The sequence below is a fragment of the Sphingopyxis sp. NFH-91 genome (genome assembly GCF_021401285.1).
In the GTDB taxonomy this organism is placed as follows: Bacteria; Pseudomonadota; Alphaproteobacteria; order Sphingomonadales; family Sphingomonadaceae; genus Sphingopyxis; species Sphingopyxis terrae_A.
Genome location: NZ_JACBGA010000006.1, coordinates 164,382 through 180,583, shown reverse-complemented (window position 1 = coordinate 180,583; position 16,202 = coordinate 164,382). Strand labels below are relative to the sequence as shown.

Here is a 16,202-nt window from a genome sequence, read left to right as displayed (position 1 = left end):
AAGCGCGCTAATCCGATTCCCTCAACGCCCCAGCGGGAGACGCGCCGTGCGCATCGCCATTGCATCCGACCATGCCGCCACCGACCTGAAGGCGCTGCTCGCCGACTGGCTGCGCGGCGAAGGGCATGAGGTTGCCGACCTCGGCACCCATGGTCCCGAGAGCGTCGATTACCCCGATTATGGCTACCGCCTCGCCGCTGCGGTCGCCAATGGCAGCGCCGATAAAGGCATTGCGCTGTGCGGGTCGGGCATTGGCATCTCGATCTCGGTCAACCGCAATCCGGCGTGCCGCTGCGCCCTGGTGTCCGAGCCGCTGTCGGCGAAGCTTGCCCGCGAACATAATGACGCGAACGTCATCGCGATGGGTGCGCGGCTGACGGGCATCGACATGGCCAAGGCCTGCGTCACCGCCTTCCTGACCACCGACTTCGCCGGCGACCGCCACGCGCGCCGCGTCGACAAGCTTTCCCACCCGCCCGTCCTGGAGAACAGCCAATGACCACCGACACGCTCGACAAGCCCATCAAATCGGCCGGCTATTTCACCGACGGCGTCGCCGCCACCGACCCTGCAGTCGCCGCAGCGATGAAGCATGAGCTGGAACGCGAACAATATCAGATCGAACTGATCGCCTCGGAAAACATCGTCTCCAAGGCGGTGCTCGAGGCGCAGGGGTCGGTCTTCACCAACAAATATGCCGAAGGCTATCCGGGGCGCCGCTATTATCAGGGCTGCGCGCCGTCGGATGAAGTCGAACAGCTCGCGATTGATCGCGCGAAGCAGCTTTTCGACTGCAACTTCGCGAACGTCCAGCCACACTCGGGCGCGCAGGCGAACGGGGCGGTGATGCTGGCGCTGACCAAGCCCGGCGCGACGATCCTCGGCATGAGCCTCGATGCCGGCGGCCACCTCACGCACGGTGCGGCGCCTGCCATGTCGGGTAAATGGTTCAACGCCGTCCAATATGGCGTGCGCGCCGACGATCATCTGGTCGATTTCGACCAGGTCGAGGCACTGGCGAAGGAACATCGCCCCGCGCTCATCATTGCGGGCGGCTCGGCCTATCCACGTACGCTCGACTTCGCGCGCTTCCGCGCCATCGCCGACGATGTCGGCGCGCTGCTGATGGTCGATATGGCGCATTTCGCGGGCCTCGTCGCCGGCGGCGCCCACCCTTCGCCGATGGAACATGCCCATGTCGTCACCACGACGACGCACAAGACGCTGCGCGGCCCGCGCGGCGGCATGATCCTGACCAATGACGAGGCGATTGCGAAGCGCATCAACTCGGCAGTGTTCCCCGGCCTGCAGGGCGGCCCGCTGATGCACGTCATCGCGGCCAAGGCGGTGGCATTCGGCGAGGCGCTGCGCCCCGAGTTCAAGGACTATGCGAAGGCGACGATCGCCAACGCGCAGGCGCTCGCCAATCGGCTCAAGGCGCGCGGCGCCGACGTCGTCGCGGGCGGCACCGACACGCACCTCGCCCTCATCGACCTGCGTCCGCTCGGCATCACCGGCCGCGACGCCGACGAGGCGCTCGAACGCTCGGCGATCACCTGCAACAAGAATGGCGTGCCCTTCGATCCGCTGCCGCCGGTCAAGACCAGCGGCATCCGCGTCGGATCGCCCGCGGGAACGACGCGCGGCTTCGGGATCGCCGAGTTCGAGGAAATCGGCGACATGGTCGCCGACGTGCTCGAAGCGCTGCGCGACAAGGGCGAGCATGGCGATGCCGATGTCGAAGCGAATGTCCGCGCCCGCGTCCGCACGCTGTGCGAACGCTTCCCCATCTATCAGGGATAAGGGCGATGGCGCGGCAGCACCCCGAGGAACCGACGCTGGTCGAACTGACGATCGAAGAGGTCAAGGCGATGGGCAAGCAGGGGATCGACCATCCCTCGACGCGGCCGGTCATCACCGGCGGCGTCGTGGGTGCGATCGCGGGTGCGGTGCTGCCCGTCGTGACCTGGCCGGTCGGGTTGTTCGCGGGCGCAGCCATCGCACTCTATACGCGGGTGAAGCGATAGCCCATGCGCTGCCCCTATTGCGGACATGAAGACAGCCAGGTGAAGGACAGCCGCCCGACCGAGGACGGCGCCGCCATTCGCCGCCGCCGCCAGTGCGAGGATTGCGGCGCGCGCTTCACCACCTTCGAGCGTATCCAGCTGCGCGAGGTCGCCGTACTCAAGGCCGACGGGCGGCGCGAACCCTTCGACCGCGAAAAGCTGATGCGCAGCGTCCAGATCGCGTGCCGCAAACGCCCGATTGACGGCGCGCGGATCGAACGACTGGTGTCGGGCATCCAGCGCCAACTCGAAACCTCGGGCGACAACGAGGTCCAGGCGACGCAGATCGGCGCGATGGTAATGGAGGCGCTCAAGGGCTTCGACAATGTCGCCTATATCCGCTTCGCCAGCGTCTATCGCGACTTTACCGAAGCCCGGGATTTCGAGGAATTTGCCTCGTCGATCACCGAGGCAGCGAAGCAGGGCTGACCGTGACGGATCTGGCCCCTCCCCCCGTCATTGTTCTCGTGCGCCCCCAACTTGGCGAGAATATCGGCAAGGCAGCGCGCGCGATGCTCAATTTCGGGTTGACCGAACTGCGCCTTGTCGCGCCGCGCGATGGCTGGCCGAACCCCGATGCGGGGCCCGCCGCATCGGGGGCCGACGTGGTGCTGGCCGAGGCGCAGGTATTCAATACGCTGGCCGATGCGGTCGCCGATTGCCAGACCATCTATGCGACCACCGTGCGCAAGCGCGGGGTTTCCAAGCCCGTGTTCACGCCCGAAGAGGCGGCAAGGCAGGTTCATGCCAGCGCCGGACGGTCGGCCTATATCTTCGGGCCCGAGCGCTCGGGACTGGAAACCGACGACGTCGCGTTGGCCCACAGCATCGTCACGGTGCCGATCAACCCCCAGTTCGGATCGCTCAATCTGGCGCAGGCGGTGATCCTGCTCGCCTATGAATGGTCGAAGCATGTCCCGAGCGGGGGCAAGGGAGGCATCGCGCTCGCCAGCCCGCCGGACGTCCCGCTCGATCCCCCCGCCCCGCACGGCGAGCTAGAGGAGTTGATCCAGCATTTCGTCCGCGACCTCGACAAGGCCGGCTATTTCTTTCCCGAGGAACGGACCGAGGCAACGCTGCGGACGCTGCGCACCGCGCTGACGAAGACCGGCTGGTCGCACAACGACATCCGGATGATGCACGGGATCGTGACCATATTGGGCCGCACGCCCCGCGCGCGGTAAGTCGTCCGCCGCAACGGAATTGACAATTTCTTCGCATCGTGCTGCGGTGCAGCATCGTTGGCCCGCCGCCGCAGAATTGCGACGCGGCTCTCCCCGGGAGTAGACTGAAGATGATGAGCCTGATGCTTTCGCTCGCCTTTGCAGCGGCGGGAACCGAAGCCCCTCCGCCGGCAAAGTCGGCCAAGCCGAAGAAGATTTGCGAAAAGGTCGAAAGCACCGGCAGCGCGGTGCCGAAGCGCATCTGCCGCACCGTCGTCGAATCGGCACCGCCAAAGGACGATGCCCACGCCGATGGCGACAAGCCCGGTACCGCCGCCACCAATTGAGCGACGGTTAGTCGGCGCGCAGGCGGTCCCAGCGGACGGCCTCATAGGCGATCGACTGTTCGACCAGTTCGTTCCACACCGCGCGGATACGCTGCGGATCGAGGCCCGCGCTTTCGGCTTCGCGCGCGACATTGTCGAGCACCTGCGCCTTGCGCGGCTCGTCGCGAACGGCGCTCCGCTCGGTCTTGATCCGCGCCGCCGCGTCCATATAGCCGAACCGGCGCACCAGCAGCGCGACAAGCTCGCGGTCGACCTGATCGACGCCAGCGCGCACGTCGGCCATGGTTTCGCATTGGTCTGGAAGTTTGGCAGAGGTCATGCGCGCTGCCTTTAGCGCCTTTTTGCGCGCCGTCCAGCGTCCGGCACGACTTGACTCGGCCGCGCCTACGGTCTAACCGCGCGCCTTCGCAAATTGACCCCGCACCCCGGTGAAGCGGCGGTCGCACAGGACAGCGGACCTGTGGTGCGATCCGGGATCCGCCGAAATCCTTCGGCACACAGCAAATTGGAGACGACATATGTCGAAGCGCCAGAGCGCCAAGTACAAACTCGACCGCCGGATGGGCGAAAACATCTGGGGTCGCCCGAAGAGCCCGGTCAACCGCCGCGAATATGGCCCCGGCCAGCACGGTCAGCGCCGCAAGGGCAAGATGTCGGACTTCGGCATCCAGCTCCGCGCCAAGCAGAAGCTCAAGGGCTATTACGGCGACATCACCGAAAAGCAGTTCAAGAAGAACTATATCGAAGCCGCGCGCATGAAGGGCGACACCGGCCAGAATCTGATCGGCCTGCTCGAACGCCGCCTCGACGCGCTTGTCTATCGCGCCAAGTTCGCGCCGACGATCTTCTCGGCGCGCCAGCTCGTCAGCCATGGTCACGTCTATGTGAACGGCGTGAAGTGCAACATCGCGAGCCGCCTCGTGAAGCCGGGCGACGAAGTCACCCTCGGCAAGAAGGCGCAGGAAATGGCGCTGGTTGCCGAAGCGCAGAGCCTGCCCGAGCGCGACCTGCCCGAATATCTGGCGCTCGACGGCACCAAGGCGACTTTCGTCCGCGTGCCGACGCTCGACGAAGTACCCTATCCGGTGAAGATGGAACCCAATCTGGTCGTCGAATTCTATTCGCGCTGATCCGGTTTCCACCGAAGCGACATCAAGGGGGCGGTCCGAAAGGGCCGCCCTTCTTGCATCGGGGCGGCCCGGCTGGCAAAAGCCTCCCGTCAAACACGAAAACCCAAGGAAATTCCATGCTTCGCTTCCCCCGAACCACCGCAGCTCTTGCGGTTCTGCTCGGCGTTGCCGGGTGCAATGCCGATGCGCCGACGACCGGGGCCACGGCGGCCGACGCTGTTGCCGTGCTGCCCGATGTCCAGTTCCCCGAGTTGTCGCTCCAGACTTTGCAGGATGTGACCAAGGAATTGTCATCGGACGCCTATGAGGGCCGCGCACCCGGGACGAAGGGCGAGGAAAAGACGATCGCTTATCTGACGAGCCAGTTCGCGGCGGCAGGGCTGAAGCCCGGCAACAACGGCCAGTGGACGCAGGAAGTCCCGCTTGTCGAGATCACAGCGAAGAATGCGACGCCGCTGCGCTTCACCGGCGGCAAGGCGCCGGTCACGCTGCAATATGCGAAGGATTATGTCGCCTTCAGCTACCGCGTGCAGCCGAAGACCGAAATCAAGGAAAGCGACGTCGTCTTCGTAGGCTATGGCATCAACGCGCCTGAAAAGGGCTGGAACGATTATGCCGGGCTCAATGTGAAGGGCAAGACGGTGGTCATCCTCGTCAACGACCCCGACTGGCAAACCCCGGAAACCAAAGGCGAATTCAACGGCCGCGCGATGACCTATTACGGCCGCTGGAGCTATAAATATGAAGAAGCGGCGCGCCAGGGCGCCGCCGCCGCGCTGATCGTCCACGACACCGAACCCGCCGCCTATGGCTGGAACGTCGTGGAAAGCAGCAACACCGGCACCCAATATCTCGCCGAAAAGAAGGATGGCGGCGCCGATCAGACTGCGGCGAACGGCTGGATACAGCTCGACAAGGCGAAGGAATTGTTCGCAAGCGCCGGGCAGGATTTCGACGCGCTGCGCGAAGCGGCGGGCAAGAGGGGTTTCAAGGCCGTCCCGCTCACCGGCGTCAAGGCCTCGCTCAGCTTCGACAATCAGATTTCCAAGAAGCTGTCGCATAACATCATCGGCATTCTGCCTGGCAAGAAGCGGCCCGACGAATATGTGCTCTATACCGCGCATTGGGACCATCTTGGCCGCTGCACGCCGGTGAACGGCGACGACATCTGCAACGGCGCCGTCGATAATGCGACCGGCACCGCCGCCTTGGTGACGCTGGCGCAGGCCTATCAGAAGGCGGGCGCGCCCGACCGCAGCATCGTGTTCCTGGCGGTGACGGCGGAGGAATCGGGTCTGCTCGGATCGGAATATTATGCCGCGAACCCGGTGTTTCCGCTCGCGCAAACGGTTGGCGGCGTGAATATGGACGCGCTCAACCCCAATGGGCCCGCGAAGGACATCGTCGTCGTCGGCCGCGGCAAGTCGCAGCTCGACGCCTATCTGGAGAAGATCGCCAAGGCGGCGAAGGTGACGATTGTCGAAGAACCGACCCCCGAAAAGGGCTTCTACTATCGCTCGGATCACTTCAGCTTCGCCAAGCGCGGCGTGCCCTTCTTCAACTTCGGCGCCGGCGAGGATCTGGTCGCGGGCGGCAAGGACGCCGGCAAGAAAGCCGCCGAGGATTATGAGAAGAACCGCTACCACGCGCCCGGCGACGAATATGCGGCGATAAAGAATTGGGACGGCATGCTCGCCGATCTCCGCCTCTATTATGCCGCCGGCCGGATGCTCGCATCGACCGATAGCTGGCCCAACTGGAACGAAGGCGACGAGTTCCGCGCCGCGCGCGACAAATCGCGCGAAGGCAAATAAGCGAGGCGGCGCCCATGACGCTCCATATGCCCGCCGAATGGGCGCCGCACGCCGCAGTGTGGATCGGCTTTCCGCACCTCGATGACGAGTGGGCGGGGCAAATCGATGCGGCGCGTGCCGATGTCGCTGCTTTTGCCAACGTTGTCCACGACGGCGGCCGCGGCGAGGAGGTGCGGCTAGTGGTCAATGACGAGCGGCAGGCGCAGATTGCTGCGGCTCTCGTCGACAACGGGGTGCGCATCCTGGTGCAGCCGCTCGGCGACATCTGGCTGCGCGACACGGGACCGATCATCGTGGGAACGGGCCTGAAAAGGCGCGCGCGCAACTTTCGTTTCAACTGGTGGGGCGAGAAATTCGTCATGCCGGGCGATCAGGAAGTCGGCGCCGCGCTGGCGACCGAAAGCGGCCTGCCCGTCGATGAGCAGGATTGGGTGCTCGAAGGCGGCGGGATCGACGTCGACGGCACCGGACTTTGCGTCACGACCGAGGAATGCCTGCTCAACATCAACCGCAACCCGTCTCTGACGCGCGCGGACATTGCCGTAAGGCTACACCAGTCGCTCGGTATCGACCGCCTGCTGTGGCTCGGCAAGGGGCTGGTCGGCGACCATACCGACGGCCATGTCGACAATCTCGCCCGCTTCGTGGGCGAGGGGCGGCTTGCCTTGCCCGTGGCGGCGGGCAGCGACGACCCCAACGCCGATATTTACGAGGATGCGCGCGTGCGCGCCGCGGCGTTCGGTGGCATCGAGATCGTCGACCTCCCCTCGCCCGGCCGGGTCGAGATGGACGGCGAGATCGTCGCGGCGAGCTATATGAACTTCTACATCGGCAACACGGTTGTTGTCGTCCCGACCTATGGCGTCGCCAACGATGCTGCTGCAGTCGAGGCACTCGCGGTGCTGTTCCCCGATCGCCGCGCCGTCGGCGTTCCAGCGCGCGGAATCATCGCCGGCGGCGGCAGCTTCCATTGCTCGAGCCAGCAGGTGCCGGCGTGAGGCGACGCGTGGGCACGGATGGTGGTGCAAGCGTCGGTGTTGGGGTAGGAAACCGACGAAAGCGCGAATAGGTTTTGGCGCGGAGGACGAATACCGGGCCCACACGACAAGATCATTGCCAACGCCGCAAAAGCGGCGCTGAGGCCCTTAGGCTTTCAGCGCAAAGGGCAATCGCGCTTATGGTTCTTCGATCATTCTTGGTGGCTCACTGTTGTCGAGTTCCAGCCAAGCTCTTGGAGCAAGGGCAGCTATCTTAACGTTGGAGCACACTGGCTTGGGATGGACGTTGCGCCGATCAGCTTCGACTTCGGCGGACGCTTGGAAGGCTTCGAGGAATACTTATCGGACGAACAATTTGCGGTGGCAGTCGCGCGCCTCGCCGACAGAGCGGCCGATGGAGCACGGCGACTTGCGGCAATGTTTAGTTCCCTACCCGATACGGCCGAGATTCTCCCGGAACAGGGACGGACCGAAGCGCGACAGGCACCGGCGCACCCAAGTTGGATGCTCTACAACGCCGGGGTCGCAGCAGGGCTAGTCGGGCGTAACGATGAAGCAGCCGAAATGTTCGGGCGTGTGTTGAATGGCCCCGGGGATCGAACATCGGTGCTTCGTCTAAAGGCCGAGCGCATGTCCAACCTCGCATCGGACGCGGCAACGTTAAGGCAGGAAGCGGCTTCGACGATCGTGCAACAAAGAGAACCTTTACGGCTGTCGCCGTGGAACGCGTCACAGCTTTGATGGCCCAATGACCGCCATCGGTCGCTAGCCGACGCCCCCGATCCTAACAACGCCAACCGCTCATCCGCTTTTGCGGTGGCAAGATGCGCTGGCTTGCTTATATCCGCCTCATGACCCGTACCATCACCGTCGCCGCGCTCCAGCTCCCCCTTCCCGGACCCGTGCAACCCAATATCGACGCGGTCACGGCGCTCGTCGAGGAGGCGGCGGCCAAGGGCGCGCAGGTCATCCTGCCGCCCGAGCTGTTTGAAGGCCCCTATTTCTGCCAGGTCGAAGAAGAGGCGCTGTTCGCTAGCGCCCACCCGACCGCCGAGCATCCGAGCGTCAAGGCGATGCAGGCGCTCGCCGCGAAGCTGAAGGTCGCGATCCCGACCAGCTTCTTCGAGAAGGACGGGCCGCATTATTACAACACGCTCGCAATGATCGGCCCCGATGGCGCGATCATGGGTATCTATCGCAAAAGCCACATCCCCGATGGGCCGGGCTATGAAGAGAAATATTATTTCCGCCCCGGCAACACGGGGTTCAAGGTGTGGGACGTCTTTGGCACCCGCATCGGCGTCGGGGTGTGTTGGGACCAATGGTATCCCGAATGCGCGCGTGCGATGGCGCTGATGGACGCCGAACTGCTTTTCTACCCGACCGCGATCGGCAGCGAGCCCTATGACGCCGACCTCGACACCCGCCACATGTGGCGCCGCGCGATGCAGGGTCATGCGGTGTCGAACTGCATGCCGGTGATCGCCGCCAACCGCATCGGCGCAGAGGGTGACGCGAATTTCTATGGCCACAGCTTCATAACCGACGAATGGGGCGATCTGACGCAGGCGTTCGGCGCCGCCGAAACGGGGGTGCTGGTCGAAACGATCGATCTCGACCGCGCGGCGAAGCATCGTGCGGGCATGGGCTTTTTCCGCGACCGCCGGCCCCAGCTTTACGGACGGCTGGCCGAGGACATCTGACCGCGCGGATTGGGGGGATAACGCATGGACGTGCCGAACGACATCTTCACCGAGCCCGAGAATGTCGATCCCGACACGCTCGCCAATCTCGGCCCGCTGCGCCACTTCGCCGGTATCTGGGAAGGAAAGCGCGGCGTCGATGTCAATCCGAAGGCCGACGGCCCCGAAACCCGCAACTATTACGAACGGGTCGAAATGCAGCCGATCGACCCGCAAGCGAACGGGCCGCAGCTATTCTATGGCCTGCGCTACCATCTGCACATCAACACGCCCGAAGAGGATATCACCTTCCATGACCAGGTCGGTTACTGGCTCTACGAACCGGCGACCGGGCTGATCCTGCAGACGCTGGCGATCCCGCGCGGCCAGATCGCGATTGCGGCGGGGCACGCGGTGCCCGATGCGCGCAAGCTGTCGGTCCGCGCCGAGCGCGGCCAGACCGAATATGGCATCTGCTCGACCGCGTTTCTGGAAGCGGCGTTCCGTACCGACAGCTATCAGCTCGACGTCGAATTCCATGCTGACGGATCGTGGAGCTATGTCTCCGACACGATGCTGATGGTGCATGGCCGCGACGAGCCTTTCCGGCACCGCGACCACAACCGGCTGGTCAAGGTTGCCGAAGCCGATCTCAACCCTTGGGCGAAGATCGTCCGCGACGGCACGGCAAAGGCGATCGCCTGAACGGTTCAGCCCTCGAAGCGGCGAATGCTTTCCAGATCGACGCGGTTCAGCGGTTCGGTAAACCAGAGTCCCCCGCGGCCGCCGCGCGCCCATCGCACGATCGCCTTGCGCTCCAGCCCGTCGGCCAGCGTCAGGTGCAGATGGCGCCCGACCTCAAGATGTCCGCCATGGACGAAGCCCGCGCCGCTTTGCGACATGTCGACAAGCTCGATGATGCTTTCGACCCCATCGACCTGCGCCTTGGCGCGCGAGTGGAGCGGGATGCGCGGGGCGCGATAGCCATAAGCGCGCTGTTCGGCAGCAAGCTGTTTGAGCAGGCCGGCGCCGTCGATCTCCTCGTGAAAGGCGACGCCGCAGCGGCCACCGTCGGCCCATACGATCTTGCCCTTCAGCACGACACTGTCGGACAGATAGATGTCCAGATTTTCGTCGACATGGACGGGAACGTCGGCCGCAAGCTGCATGCCGCGATCGGAAATATTGCGCACGCGCCACAGCCCGACATCATTGTCGCGCACGACTTTTGCGATCCGCCAGACCGTCCGGTAACGGTCCCCCCCACGACGATCGCCATCGGTCGCGGCCCTGGGTTCGTGCGCCGTGCCCGAAAAGCGGGGTTCGATCATTCCATCCTCCTGATCCACAATGCCATCCCGATGGAAGGAAATGGCATCGAACTAGCGGAGAATATTCACGCCTGGTCGGGCAAGAATATCCGAATTCTGTAAAATATTCAATCATGTCCCGAGTAAGGTTAACCTGCTTTCAACAAGTTGACCGAACCACCCGATAAGCATGCAACCCGATTATGAATAATTTGCACATTTTCCCCATTTTAACGGTGCCAGAATTGCAACATTAAATGGCTAAGCATCGTATTTTTCGGGCCTCGAAAGCGGGAGGATCGCAGCGCCGATGCGGGGTCAGATCGCGGGCAGCGCCTGCCGCGCAAATCCCCATCCCTTCAGCGTGGGGCTCGCGGCGCGATCGAGCAAGGCGCGGGCGTCTGCGATCGTCCAGTGGCGCGCGCTGTCGATGGCGGCCAGCCCGTCCCAGTCGATGGGAACCGCCACCGGCGCCCCCGCCCGCGCGCGCGCCGAATAGGGCATGATTGCGGTGCTGCCGCGCTGGTTGCGCAGCCAGTCGATGAAGATCTTTCCCTTGCGCTTTGCCTTGCTCATCGTCGCGACGAAACGATCGGGTTCGGCAAGGCTCATCGCCTCGGCAAAGCGCTTCGCAAAATCCTTGTGCGCGTCCCAGCTGTGCCCCGGATCGAGCGGCACGACGACATGGACGCCCTTGCCGCCCGAGAGCATCGCGAAGCTGACGAGGCCGATGTCGGCGAGTTGGCGCTTCAAATCCGCCGCGGCCTTTTTGACGTCGGCGAAGTCGAGCCCTTCGTCGGGGTCGAGGTCGAAGACCATGCGGTCCGGCTGTTCGAGCGTATCGACGTGGCTGCCCCAGCCGTGAAATTCGATCGTCCCCATCTGGACGCAGGCGAGGATGCCGTCCGCATCCTCGACATAGAGATAATCCTCAACGCCGCCGTCCTTCTCTTCGATCGGAACGTGGTGGACGTGCGGGCCGAAAGAGCCTGAATCATGCTTCTGGAAGAAGCATTGCTTCGCGCGTCCCTGCGGACAGCGGACCAGGCTGGCCGGGCGGCGCGCGAGGTGGGGGAGCATGACCGGCGCCACCGCGGCATAATAGTCGGCGAGGTCGCCCTTCGTCGCCTTTGCCTCAGGGAAGATGACGCGGTCGCGGCTGCTGATCTTCACGTCGCTGACCGCGCTGGGAGCCTTGGCCTTGGTTTCGGGTTTCACGTCCTTCGCCTCCTTGTCGGCGCGCAGCCCGGCGAAGCTTGCGTGGCGGACCGAGCCGCTGGCGGTATATTCGGCGAAAGCGATCTCGGCGACAAGGTCGGGCCTTACCCAATGGACCTTGCGCGCCGCCGCCTTGTCGACATCGACCGGCGCCGTCTTGCGCGCGCGGCCCGCGAACTTCGCCGCGAGCATCGCCATCGTATCGGCATCGAAGCCGGTGCCGACATTGCCCTTGTAGACAAGCTCGCCCTTTTCGCGCTGCGCGAGAAGTAGCGAGCCGAAGGGACGTGCCTTCGCCGAACTCTCCTTCCAACCGACGATGATGAATTCCTGGCGGCGGGTGCATTTGACCTTCACCCAGTTTTTCGACCGGCGGCCGGCATAGGGTGCATCGGCGCGCTTGGCGATGATGCCCTCCTGCCCTGCGCCGCACATCGCCTCATAGAGCTTTTCGCCCGCGCCGATGACATGATCGGCGACCGCAATCGGCGGCGCTGCATCGCGGAGCAGCGCCTCGAGACGTTCCTTGCGTTCTAGATTGCCGAGTGCGGTGAGCGACTTGCCGTTCTCTTCGAGCAGGTCGAAGGCGAAGAAATGCAGGTCGGTCGCCTCGTCCTGCGCGCCGTGGCCGCGTTTCAGGACTGCCTGGAGCGAGGAGAAGTCGGGGTTGCCGTCCTTGCCATAGGCGACGATCTCACCGTCGATCAGACACGGCGGCAGGTCGAGCGCGGCGATAGGGCGGGCGAGCGGGGCGAACTTGTCGGTCCAGTCGAGCCCGCTGCGCGTGTAGACGACGACCTGATCCCCCGCCGCGGCGACGAGCGCGCGATAACCGTCGAACTTGATCTCGTAGAACCAGTTGTTGCCGGCCGGCACGCTGTCGACGAGCGTCGCCAGCTGCAGCTTGCGGAATTTGGGCGGCTTGGCGCCGGCTTTTGAGCCTTTGGCGACCTTGCGATTGTGCGCCGCCGCTGCCGCCATCTTCTTCGCGAACGCTTCGCCCTTTGCGCCCTTCAGCGATTGCTCGCCGTCTTCGTCGCCCGCGATCTCGGCCATCGGGCGATCGGTGAGGACGCTGGTGAGGTAGCGGCCGGTCAAGTCGTCGCTGCCCCCCGCATAGGCGTCGTCGATCTTGCAAAGCAGCCAGTTCTCGCGCTTTTCACCGGCGCGAGGCTTCATGCGGACGAGCAGCCATTCGCCCTTCATCCGCTCGCCGTCGAGGGTGAAGTGAAGATGGCCCTTTTCCAGATCCTTCGCGCTCTTCCTCGCGACCGGCGCCCAGGTGCCGCGATCCCACAGCATCACCGAACCGCCGCCATATTCGCCCTTGGGGATCACCCCCTCGAAATCGGCATAGGCCATCGGATGATCTTCGGTGCGCACCGCGAGCCGCTTGTCGTCGGGGTTCGCGCTCGGCCCCTTGGTGACCGCCCAGCTCTTGAGCACGCCATCGACTTCGAGCCGGAAGTCGTAATGGAGGCGCGTCGCGTCGTGTTTCTGGACGATGAAGCGATTGCCGCCCCCCTTCGCAACCTTGCCCGCGGGTTCGGGGGTCAGCTTGAAATCGCGCTTCTTGTTATATTGGGCGAGAGGGTCGGCAAGGGTCATCGCGTTCCACCTTGTCTGCGCCCCTGCGAAGGCAGGGGCCCATCACCGAAGCGGGCGATGCGAGCCGAACCGTAGGAAAATGGCACGAGGCCGGATGATGGACCCCTGCCTTCGCAGGGGCACACAATAGCCGAGGGCAATCCGGCGTTCACGAGACTATGCCCGCTTTTTCGCCGGCGCCTTTTTGGCGGGCGCCTTCTTCTTCGTCGCAGCGGCGGCCGTTTTCTTGCCGTCGACCGACGCCTTGAGCGCTGCCATCAGATCAATGACATTCGATCCTTCGCGCACATCGGCGGGCTCCCCGACATCCTCGAGCACGCGCTTGCCCTTGGCTTTCGCTTTCTTGGCGATGACGCGCTTCAGCGCATCGACATAGTGATTGTGATAGTCGGCGGCGTCGAACTTGCCGCTCTTCTTGTCGATCAGCGTTTCGGCGAGATCGAGCAGGTCGGCGTCGGGCTTGCTCGCGGGCACGTCGCGGAAATAGCTGGCGGCCTTGTTCACTTCCTCGGCATAGCGCAGCACTTCGAGCACCAGCCCCTTGCCGCAGGGACGCAGCCCGACGAGCTGCTCCTGACCGCGCAGCGCAAGCTGCCCCAGCCCCACCTTCTTCGTTCGCCGCAGCGCTTCGCGCAGCACGATATAGGCTTCCTCGGCCAGATCGTCGGCGGGGACGACATAATAGGGCTTTTCATAATAGAGGATGTCGATGTCGCTCGCGTCGACGAACTGGACCAGTTCGAGCGTGCGCTTGCTCTCCAGCTTGACCGCCTCGATCTCTTCTTCGTCGAGCAGGACATACTGGCCCTTCGACACCTCATAGCCCTTGACGATATCATCGGTATCGATGGCGCCGATGCCGGGCACCACCTTTTCATATTTGACCGGCTTGCCGCTCGGTTCGTGGATCTGGCGAAAGCTGACGCTCGCCCCCGATTTGGTCGCCGGATAGATTTCGACCGGGATCGACACCAGCGCGAGGCGGATCTGACCCTTCCAATAGGCGCGTTGCACCATCTGCAAACCTCCATAGCGGAATGCGAATGCAATGCGCGGCCTGCCATGCGGGTTCCGCCAGAGCCGTTACGCGTCTGAAGGTCGATTCTCGGTTATGGTGCCCCTGGCCGGACTCGAACCAGCACTCCTTGCGGAACTCGATTTTGAGTCGAGCGCGTCTACCAATTTCACCACAGGGGCCTGCCACGGGCGCATCGCCCGAAAGCGCGGCGCTCCCCCTAGGGCGAAGCGCCGCCGCTTGCCAAGCTATTTCTTCAATTCCTTCGCCAGCGTCTTGGCGGTCGCCTTGCCATAGGGCGGCTTGAAGCCGGCGAGCCCGGCGACGTCGAGCTTGGGCTGGCGATAGACGGCGCGCGCGTGACTGAAGGTGCGGAAGCCGTCCAGCCCGTGATAATTGCCCATTCCCGACGGTCCGACCCCGCCGAAGGGCAGGTCTTCCATCGCATTATGAAACAGCACGTCGTTGACCGTAACGCCGCCCGAAATCGTCCGCGTCAGCACGCGGTCCTCCTCGCTTTTGTCCTGCCCGAAATAATAAAGGCCGAGCGGACGATCGTGCGCATTCACATAATCGATCGCCTCGTCGATGGTCTTGTAGGTCTTGACCGGCAGGATCGGGCCGAAGATTTCCTCCTGCATCACCTTCATATCGTCGGTCGCGCCGCGCACGATATGAAGCGGCATCTTGTGGCCGTTGGCGCTCGCGAAATCCTCGTTCGCGGGATTGACCTCGATCACCTCGGCGCCCTTCTCGCGCGCATCGGCCAGATAGCCCTGCAGGCGGTCGAAATTGCGGCCGTTGACGACCGACGTATAGTCGTCATTCTTGAGCAGCGTCGGATAGAGCGACGCGACGCCCTTGCTCACGCTGTCGATCACCTCGCCCTCCTGATCCTCGGCGACGAGCAGATAGTCGGGCGCCAGGCAGATCTGCCCCGCGTTCATCATCTTGCCGAGCGCAACGCGCTGACCGACGAGGTCCTTGTTCGCGCTGCGCCCGATGAACGTCGGCGACTTGCCACCCAGCTCGAGCGTCACGGGCACGAGATTATCCGCCGCAGCACGCATGATATGCTTGCCGACGCTCGTCGCCCCGGTGAAGATCAGATGGTCGAACGCCAGCTTCGAGAAAGCGACGCCGACATCGGCCCCGCCCGTGAATACCGCCATTTCGCTCTCGTCAAAATAGTCGGGGACAAGGCGCGCCATCAGGTCGGAGACATTCTCGGTAAACTCGCTCGGCTTGATCATCGCGCGGTTGCCCGCGGCCAATATCCCCGCCATCGGCACGAAGACCATGCCGACCGGAAAATTCCATGGAGCGACCACACCGACGACGCCCTTCGGCTGATAGACGACTTCGGCTTTCGCACCGAGCAGGCCGAGCGGAAAGGTGGGCTTGCGCTTTTCGCCGCGCGACCAGGCCGCCATATGCTTCTTGGCATGTTTGAGGGCGCTAACCGACGGCATGATGTCGGTCATCAACGTCTGTTCGCGGCTGCGATGGCCGAAATCCTCGCTCACCGCCTTGGCGAAATCCTCGGCATGATCGACCAGCAGCGCGATCGCGCGGTCGATGCGGTCGGTGCGGACCGACAGGCTTTCGGGCATCGCGGCGGTAAAGCTGACGCGCTGCGTTTCGAGCACGCGCTGCATCCGCGCGGTTTCGCTGGCGATATCTTCCTTGATGGCGGTGGCCATGACCCGTCTCCCCATATGATTGCGCCTGTTTGACCACGCTCTGCAGCGGGTTTCAAGTTGAAACGCGCATCGTTTAGGGCGATCCCCCTACCCCACCCCCTTTCGCAAGTGCAGCAAAGGCGCTAATCGGGCCACCGATGACCTTTCC

Annotated in this window: 17 protein-coding genes and 1 tRNA gene; 12 read left to right on the top strand and 6 right to left on the bottom strand. The window is 64.0% G+C overall.

What is annotated here, in order from left to right; translation table 11 throughout:
- The first annotated feature begins 46 nt into the window (after positions 1 to 46).
- The 6 genes from rpiB to L0963_RS14290 all read left to right on the top strand — a co-directional run bounded on the left by rpiB (position 47) and on the right by L0963_RS14290 (position 3,576).
- Positions 47 to 499: a ribose 5-phosphate isomerase B gene (rpiB, locus tag L0963_RS14315; protein ID WP_062902259.1), complete on the top strand. Its 453-nt coding sequence runs from the start codon at positions 47 to 49 to the stop codon at positions 497 to 499.
- Complete coding sequence (gene glyA, locus L0963_RS14310) at positions 496 to 1,803, top strand: serine hydroxymethyltransferase (protein ID WP_186403042.1); 1,308 nt, start codon at positions 496 to 498, stop codon at positions 1,801 to 1,803. The genes rpiB and glyA overlap by 4 nt, the downstream gene beginning before the upstream one ends.
- 5 nt (positions 1,804 to 1,808) lie before the next feature.
- A complete protein-coding gene (locus L0963_RS14305) occupies positions 1,809 to 2,027 on the top strand; it encodes a hypothetical protein (protein WP_062766734.1) in 219 nt (72 codons plus the stop codon).
- A 3-nt stretch (positions 2,028 to 2,030) separates the two neighbouring features.
- Positions 2,031 to 2,495, top strand: coding sequence for a transcriptional regulator NrdR (nrdR, locus tag L0963_RS14300; protein WP_062902257.1), 465 nt, complete (start codon positions 2,031 to 2,033; stop codon positions 2,493 to 2,495).
- 2 nt (positions 2,496 to 2,497) lie between these two features.
- On the top strand, positions 2,498 to 3,250 hold the full coding sequence (locus tag L0963_RS14295) for an RNA methyltransferase (protein ID WP_186403044.1): 753 nt from the start codon (positions 2,498 to 2,500) through the stop codon (positions 3,248 to 3,250).
- A 113-nt stretch (positions 3,251 to 3,363) separates the two neighbouring features.
- The gene (locus L0963_RS14290; protein WP_234180216.1) at positions 3,364 to 3,576 is read left to right on the top strand and encodes a hypothetical protein; all 213 of its coding nucleotides are present in this window, start codon (positions 3,364 to 3,366) and stop codon (positions 3,574 to 3,576) included.
- Positions 3,577 to 3,583: 7 nt separating this feature from the next.
- On the opposite strand, the gene L0963_RS14285 is transcribed toward L0963_RS14290, so the two are convergent.
- A complete protein-coding gene (locus L0963_RS14285) occupies positions 3,584 to 3,895 on the bottom strand; it encodes a chorismate mutase (RefSeq protein ID WP_058811316.1) in 312 nt (103 codons plus the stop codon).
- A gap of 199 nt (positions 3,896 to 4,094) precedes the next feature.
- Here L0963_RS14285 and rpsD point away from each other — a divergent pair, with 199 nt between their 5' ends.
- From rpsD to L0963_RS14255, 6 genes are all read left to right on the top strand, one after another.
- Positions 4,095 to 4,706 carry a 30S ribosomal protein S4 gene (gene rpsD, locus L0963_RS14280; protein ID WP_003044490.1) on the top strand — a complete coding sequence of 204 codons (612 nt, stop codon included), beginning with the start codon at positions 4,095 to 4,097 and terminating at the stop codon, positions 4,704 to 4,706.
- Positions 4,707 to 4,822: 116 nt separating this feature from the next.
- A complete protein-coding gene (locus tag L0963_RS14275) occupies positions 4,823 to 6,520 on the top strand; it encodes a M28 family metallopeptidase (RefSeq protein WP_234180215.1) in 1,698 nt (565 codons plus the stop codon).
- 14 nt (positions 6,521 to 6,534) lie between these two features.
- Entirely contained in the window at positions 6,535 to 7,518 is a 984-nt protein-coding gene (locus tag L0963_RS14270; RefSeq protein ID WP_062902252.1) for an agmatine deiminase family protein, read from the top strand.
- A 279-nt stretch (positions 7,519 to 7,797) separates the two neighbouring features.
- A complete protein-coding gene (locus L0963_RS14265; RefSeq protein WP_234180214.1) occupies positions 7,798 to 8,259 on the top strand; it encodes a hypothetical protein in 462 nt (153 codons plus the stop codon).
- Positions 8,260 to 8,369: 110 nt separating this feature from the next.
- Positions 8,370 to 9,221, top strand: a complete 852-nt coding sequence (gene aguB, locus L0963_RS14260) for an N-carbamoylputrescine amidase (RefSeq protein WP_234180213.1) — start codon at positions 8,370 to 8,372, stop codon at positions 9,219 to 9,221.
- A 24-nt stretch (positions 9,222 to 9,245) separates the two neighbouring features.
- Positions 9,246 to 9,905, top strand: a complete 660-nt coding sequence (locus L0963_RS14255; protein WP_186403050.1) for an FABP family protein — start codon at positions 9,246 to 9,248, stop codon at positions 9,903 to 9,905.
- A 5-nt stretch (positions 9,906 to 9,910) separates the two neighbouring features.
- On the opposite strand, the gene L0963_RS14250 is transcribed toward L0963_RS14255, so the two are convergent.
- The 5 genes from L0963_RS14250 to L0963_RS14230 form a co-directional block, all read right to left on the bottom strand.
- Complete coding sequence (locus tag L0963_RS14250) at positions 9,911 to 10,531, bottom strand: PilZ domain-containing protein (RefSeq protein WP_234180212.1); 621 nt, start codon at positions 10,529 to 10,531, stop codon at positions 9,911 to 9,913.
- A 297-nt stretch (positions 10,532 to 10,828) separates the two neighbouring features.
- On the bottom strand, positions 10,829 to 13,336 hold the full coding sequence (ligD, locus tag L0963_RS14245; RefSeq protein ID WP_234180211.1) for a DNA ligase D: 2,508 nt from the start codon (positions 13,334 to 13,336) through the stop codon (positions 10,829 to 10,831).
- Between the two features lie 156 nt (positions 13,337 to 13,492).
- Positions 13,493 to 14,353 carry a non-homologous end joining protein Ku gene (ku, locus tag L0963_RS14240; protein WP_234180209.1) on the bottom strand — a complete coding sequence of 287 codons (861 nt, stop codon included), beginning with the start codon at positions 14,351 to 14,353 and terminating at the stop codon, positions 13,493 to 13,495.
- A 95-nt stretch (positions 14,354 to 14,448) separates the two neighbouring features.
- Positions 14,449 to 14,533, bottom strand: a tRNA-Leu gene (locus L0963_RS14235).
- 66 nt (positions 14,534 to 14,599) lie between these two features.
- On the bottom strand, positions 14,600 to 16,054 hold the full coding sequence (locus tag L0963_RS14230) for a coniferyl aldehyde dehydrogenase (protein ID WP_234180207.1): 1,455 nt from the start codon (positions 16,052 to 16,054) through the stop codon (positions 14,600 to 14,602).
- Positions 16,055 to 16,202 lie beyond the last annotated feature (148 nt).

Excerpts from the sequence above, each read along its gene's own strand:
- glyA (WP_186403042.1), top strand. The coding sequence starts at position 496 with ATGACCACCGACACGCTCGACAAGCCCATCAAATCGGCCGGCTATTTC.
- L0963_RS14305 (WP_062766734.1), top strand. The coding sequence starts at position 1,809 with ATGGCGCGGCAGCACCCCGAGGAACCGACGCTGGTCGAACTGACGATC.
- nrdR (WP_062902257.1), top strand. The coding sequence starts at position 2,031 with ATGCGCTGCCCCTATTGCGGACATGAAGACAGCCAGGTGAAGGACAGC.
- L0963_RS14290 (WP_234180216.1), top strand. The coding sequence starts at position 3,364 with ATGAGCCTGATGCTTTCGCTCGCCTTTGCAGCGGCGGGAACCGAAGCC.
- L0963_RS14285 (WP_058811316.1), bottom strand. The coding sequence starts at position 3,895 with ATGACCTCTGCCAAACTTCCAGACCAATGCGAAACCATGGCCGACGTG.
- rpsD (WP_003044490.1), top strand. The coding sequence starts at position 4,095 with ATGTCGAAGCGCCAGAGCGCCAAGTACAAACTCGACCGCCGGATGGGC.
- L0963_RS14275 (WP_234180215.1), top strand. The coding sequence starts at position 4,823 with ATGCTTCGCTTCCCCCGAACCACCGCAGCTCTTGCGGTTCTGCTCGGC.
- L0963_RS14270 (WP_062902252.1), top strand. The coding sequence starts at position 6,535 with ATGACGCTCCATATGCCCGCCGAATGGGCGCCGCACGCCGCAGTGTGG.
- L0963_RS14265 (WP_234180214.1), top strand. The coding sequence starts at position 7,798 with ATGGACGTTGCGCCGATCAGCTTCGACTTCGGCGGACGCTTGGAAGGC.
- aguB (WP_234180213.1), top strand. The coding sequence starts at position 8,370 with ATGACCCGTACCATCACCGTCGCCGCGCTCCAGCTCCCCCTTCCCGGA.
- L0963_RS14255 (WP_186403050.1), top strand. The coding sequence starts at position 9,246 with ATGGACGTGCCGAACGACATCTTCACCGAGCCCGAGAATGTCGATCCC.
- L0963_RS14250 (WP_234180212.1), bottom strand. The coding sequence starts at position 10,531 with ATGATCGAACCCCGCTTTTCGGGCACGGCGCACGAACCCAGGGCCGCG.
- ligD (WP_234180211.1), bottom strand. The coding sequence starts at position 13,336 with ATGACCCTTGCCGACCCTCTCGCCCAATATAACAAGAAGCGCGATTTC.
- ku (WP_234180209.1), bottom strand. The coding sequence starts at position 14,353 with ATGGTGCAACGCGCCTATTGGAAGGGTCAGATCCGCCTCGCGCTGGTG.
- L0963_RS14230 (WP_234180207.1), bottom strand. The coding sequence starts at position 16,054 with ATGGCCACCGCCATCAAGGAAGATATCGCCAGCGAAACCGCGCGGATG.